Below are 4267 nucleotides of genomic sequence, written 5' to 3'. Positions count from 1 at the left end.
CGCGACTGGCCGTCGCCCGCCTGCCCGCCCGCCCCGATGCCATCGCCGCCGCCCGCGCCGACCTGGCCCAGGCCCGGGCCGAGCGGCAGGCGATGGAATGGCAGCTGCAGCAGCGCCGGCTGACCGCCCCCGCGCCCGGCACCGTCACCGACATCCTGCGGCATCCGGGCGAGCTGGCCGGCCCCTCGGCCCCGGTGCTGACCCTCCTGCCGGATGGCGCCGTCACGCTGCGCTTCTACGTCGCCGAGGCCGACCTGGCCGCGCTGGCCCTGGGAACCAGGCTGACGGTCGGCTGCGACGGCTGCCGACCAAGCAGCGCCACGGTCTCCTTCATCGCCGACGAGGCCGAATTCACTCCGCCGGTCATCTATGCCCGCGATGCCCGGCAGAAACTGGTCTATCTGGTCGAGGCCCGCCCCGAGCCCGGCGGCAGCGCGCTGAAGCCCGGCCAGATCGTCGAGCTCTGGAAGGCGCCATGACCGCGGCCACCGCCATCGACGTGACCGGGCTGACGAAATCCTTCGGCGGCAGGCGGGTGGTCGACGATGTCGCGCTGCAAGTGGCCGAGGGCGAGATCGCCGGCTTCCTGGGCCCGAACGGCTCGGGCAAGACCACCTGCATCCGCATGATCTGCGGCCTTCTCACGCCCGATGCCGGCAGCGGCACGGTGCTGGGCCTGGACCTGCGCCGCCAGCAGCGCGCGATCCGCCGGCAGGTCGGCTACATGACGCAGAAATTCTCCTTCTACGAGGACCTGTCGATCGAGGAGAACCTGGCCTTCGTCGCCGGGCTCTACCGCCTGCCGCGGCAGGCGGTGCGCGACACGCTGGAGGATCTGGGCCTGACCTCGCGCAGGACGCAGCTGGCCGGCAGCCTGTCGGGCGGCTGGAAGCAGCGGCTGGCGCTGGCCGCCTGCATCATGCACCAGCCGCGGCTTCTGCTGCTGGACGAGCCGACGGCCGGCGTCGATCCCAAGGCCCGCCGCCAGTTCTGGGACGAGATCCACGCCCGCGCTCTGGGCGGCATGACGGTGCTGGTTTCGACCCATTACATGGACGAGGCGGAACGCTGCCACCGCATCAACTACATCGCCTATGGCCGGCTGGTGGTCTCGGGCACGGTGGCCGAGGTGATCGCGGGCGCGCGGCTGGTGACGCTGACCGTGCAGTCGGCGCGGCCGGGCGCGCTGGCCGAGCGCCTGCGCAAGGCGCCGGGCGTCGGCCAGGTCGAACCCTTCGGCACGGCGCTGCATGTGACCGGCACCGACCGCAAGCAGCTCGAGGCGGCGCTGGCCGCCGAGGGCGTGACCGGCCAGCCGGCCGAGACCAGTCTCGAGGACGTGTTCATCCGGCTGATGGAGCTTTCCGAGGACAACATGCGATGAACTTTTCCCCGACACGGCTGCGGGCGCTTCTGCGCAAGGAGTTCATCCAGATGCGCCGCGACCGGCTGACCTTCGCCATGATGCTGGGCGTGCCGATCATGCAGCTTTTGCTGTTCGGCTATGCGATCAACAGCGACCCCCGGGACATGCCCGCGGCGCTGGTCGCCCCGGCGCAGGACCGCTTCGGCCGCAGCTTCGCCGCGGCACTGGAGAACAGCGGCTATTACCGCATCACCCATCCCGCAGTCTCGGCCGAGGAAGCCGAGTGGCTGATCACCCGGGGCAAGGTCTCCTTCGTCGTCACCCTGCCCGCCGATTTCGGCCGCCGCATGGAACGCGGCGACCGGCCGCAGATCCTGGTCGAGGCCGACGGCTCGGACCCCTCGGCGACCAGCGGCGCCATCGCGGCGCTGCCGCGCCTTGCCGACAGCGCCTTTCGTCGCGACCGGCCGGCCGGGCCCGCGCAGGGCGCACCCGAAATCGTCGTGCATCGCCGCTACAACCCCGAGGGCGTCACGCAATACAACATCGTCCCCGGCCTGCTGGGGGTGATCCTGCAGATGACCATGGTGATGATGACCGCCATGGCCCTGACCCGCGAGATCGAGCGCGGCACCATGGAGAACCTGCTGGCCATGCCCGCCACCCCGGCCGAGATCATGCTGGGCAAGATCACCCCCTTCCTGGCCGTCGGCGCGGTGCAGGTTCTGGTCATCCTGGGCGCGGCCTGGGCGGTCTTCGACGTGCCCTTCGTCGGCTCGCTGGGGCTGCTGCTGGCGGGGGTGATGGTCTTCGTGCTGGCACTGGTGCTGCTGGGCTATCTGATCTCGACCGCGGCGCGCACGCAGATGCAGGCGATGCAGATCGCGATCTTCGTCTTCCTGCCCTCGATCCTGCTGTCGGGCTTCATGTTCCCGTTCCGGGGCATGCCCGGCTGGGCGCAGGCCCTGGGCGAGGTGTTGCCGGTGACGCATCTGCTGCGGCTGGTGCGCGGCATCATGCTGAAGGGCGCCGGGCCGGCCGATGTCGCGCCGCAATTCGCCGCCCTGTCGATCATGGTGGCGGTGCTGGGCGCGCTGGCGCTGCTGCGGTTCCACCGCACGCTGGACTGACCGGGCCTCGGGCCTTCATCCCCCGCCCAGGGGCGGCCACATGCGCTGCCAGACCCCGTCGCGGCGCAGCAGCGCGTGCTGCAGCGCCGCCGAGACATGCAGCGCCAGCACCGCGATCAGCAGCAGGGCGGCGATGAAATGCAGCCCCTGCGCGGCGCCGGCCAGGGTCGCGGATTTCGGCAGCCATGGCCCGGCGCCCATCGCATCGAGCAACTCGACGGGAAAGCCGCCGGCCCGCACCCGCACGAAGCCACTGAGCGGCATCACCACCAGCAGCGCGTAAAGCGCCAGATGCGAGGCCGCGGCCGCCCGCCGCTGCCAGCCGGGCACCGAATCCGGCAACGGCGGCGGCGGATGCAGCCGGCGATAGACGATCCGCGCCAGGATCACCGGGATCAGCAGCGTGCCGGTATTCTTGTGAAAGATGAACAGCGCATCCTGCAAGCCGCGGTCCAGCCCCTCGCGCGTCATGGTCAGCCCGGCCGGGATCATCAGCAGCACGGCAAGCGCGACGATCCAGTGAAACAGGCGGGCGGGCGTTCGGTAACCGGATGCGGGCTCGGTCATCGGCTGGCTCCTTTGCGCCATCCTATCGCAAACGCCGCCCGGCGCAAAGCCGCGGCATCTTGACGGAACCCACGCTTGGCGTAGCATTTTCCCATGTCCGACCGCGATCACGGCCCGCTTGCGCCGCCGCCTCGTCCGGCGGCCGGGATACCGGCGCAGGTTGCCGCCAGCGCCGCCATGGGGGTTTGCGCCATGCAGGCGCTGCGGCTTGGCGGCATCGGCGGCACGGCCGGGGGCTGGCTTGCCGCCAGCGCGCTGTATCTGGGTTGCTGCGCCATGGTGCTGGCGCAGATGCGGCGCAGCTATCCGCATGACCGGATCGGCGGCTGCAATGCGGTGACATTGCAGCGCGCCGCGATCACCTGCGCGCTGCTGGCGCCACTGGCGGACGGCACCGCGGCGGGGTGGGCGGTCGCCATCGTCGGGGGCGTCGCGCTGGCGCTCGACGGGCTCGACGGCTGGCTGGCGCGGCGCGCAGGCCTGGTCTCGGGTTTCGGGGCGCGCTTCGACATGGAGGTGGACGCCGCCTTCGCCCTGACCCTGGCGCTGCATGCCTCGCTGGGCACGACGCTGGGGCCCGAGGTGCTGCTGCTTGGGGTGCTGCGCTATGGCTTCCTCGCCGCCGGCCTCGTCCTGCCCTGGCTGCGGGCCGATCTGCCGCAGCGGTTGCGGCGCAAGGCGATCTGCGTGCTGCAGCTCGGCACGCTGGTGCTGCTGCAAACGCCGCTGCCCGGCCATGCGCAGGCCGGGTTCCTGGCCTGGCTCGCCACGGCGGCGCTGGCGCTGTCCTTCGCGCTCGACATCCGCTGGCTGTGGCGGCATCGGCGATGACGACGCGCCGGGCGCTGCCGCTTCTGGTCGCGGCGCTGGCGATCCAGCTGGCGCTGACCCTGCCCGGGGCCGCGATGCGCCCGACGCCGGAACTGCCGCTGCTGCTGCTGGCCCTGACCCTGGGCGGCGGCATGGCGCGCCTGCCGGTTGCGGCGGCGCTCACGCTGCTGGCGGTGCAGAAGCTGGCCGATCTGGGCATGGGCGCGGCGGTGGGGCGGCCCTTCAACATCGCGGCCGACCTGCCGCTGCTGGATGCGGCGGTGCGGCTGATGGCCGGCAGCCTCGGCGGGTTCGCGGCCTTCGGCGCCGTGCTGGCCGCTGCCCTGGCCGGCCTGGGCATTGCCGCGGCGCTGTGGTGGGCGACGGGGCGCTG

General features: G+C 72.0%; 5 protein-coding genes and 1 pseudogene. 5 read left to right on the top strand and 1 reads right to left on the bottom strand.

Features of this window, described 5'->3' with window-relative positions; genetic code table 11:
* From I9P22_RS23415 to I9P22_RS23405, 3 genes are all read left to right on the top strand, one after another.
* Positions 1-479 (top strand): HlyD family efflux transporter periplasmic adaptor subunit (locus I9P22_RS23415; RefSeq protein WP_199262576.1); only part of this gene is annotated, 479 nt, incomplete at its 5' end.
* The gene (locus tag I9P22_RS23410) at positions 476-1384 is read left to right on the top strand and encodes an ABC transporter ATP-binding protein (RefSeq protein ID WP_199262574.1); all 909 of its coding nucleotides are present in this window, start codon (positions 476-478) and stop codon (positions 1382-1384) included. The genes I9P22_RS23415 and I9P22_RS23410, both read left to right, overlap by 4 nt.
* A complete protein-coding gene (locus I9P22_RS23405; protein ID WP_199262571.1) occupies positions 1381-2496 on the top strand; it encodes an ABC transporter permease in 1116 nt (371 codons plus the stop codon). The genes I9P22_RS23410 and I9P22_RS23405 overlap by 4 nt, the downstream gene beginning before the upstream one ends.
* Positions 2497-2511: 15 nt before the next feature.
* Here I9P22_RS23405 and I9P22_RS23400 read toward each other — a convergent pair whose 3' ends face one another.
* The gene (locus I9P22_RS23400; RefSeq protein WP_199262569.1) at positions 2512-3063 is read right to left on the bottom strand and encodes a cytochrome b; all 552 of its coding nucleotides are present in this window, start codon (positions 3061-3063) and stop codon (positions 2512-2514) included.
* Between the two features lie 93 nt (positions 3064-3156).
* Between I9P22_RS23400 and I9P22_RS23395 the strand changes: the two genes are divergently transcribed.
* Positions 3157-3894: a CDP-alcohol phosphatidyltransferase family protein gene (locus I9P22_RS23395; RefSeq protein ID WP_199262567.1), complete on the top strand. Its 738-nt coding sequence runs from the start codon at positions 3157-3159 to the stop codon at positions 3892-3894.
* A pseudogene (locus I9P22_RS23390) lies at positions 3891-4267 on the top strand (sulfatase); the annotation flags it as partial. The gene I9P22_RS23395 and the pseudogene I9P22_RS23390, both read left to right, overlap by 4 nt.

The sequence above is a fragment of the Paracoccus binzhouensis genome, assembly GCF_016446475.1.
Taxonomy (GTDB): domain Bacteria; phylum Pseudomonadota; class Alphaproteobacteria; order Rhodobacterales; family Rhodobacteraceae; genus Paracoccus; species Paracoccus binzhouensis.
The sequence above is the reverse complement of the archived record's forward strand: the minus strand, read 5'-3'. Positions and strand labels throughout refer to the sequence as shown.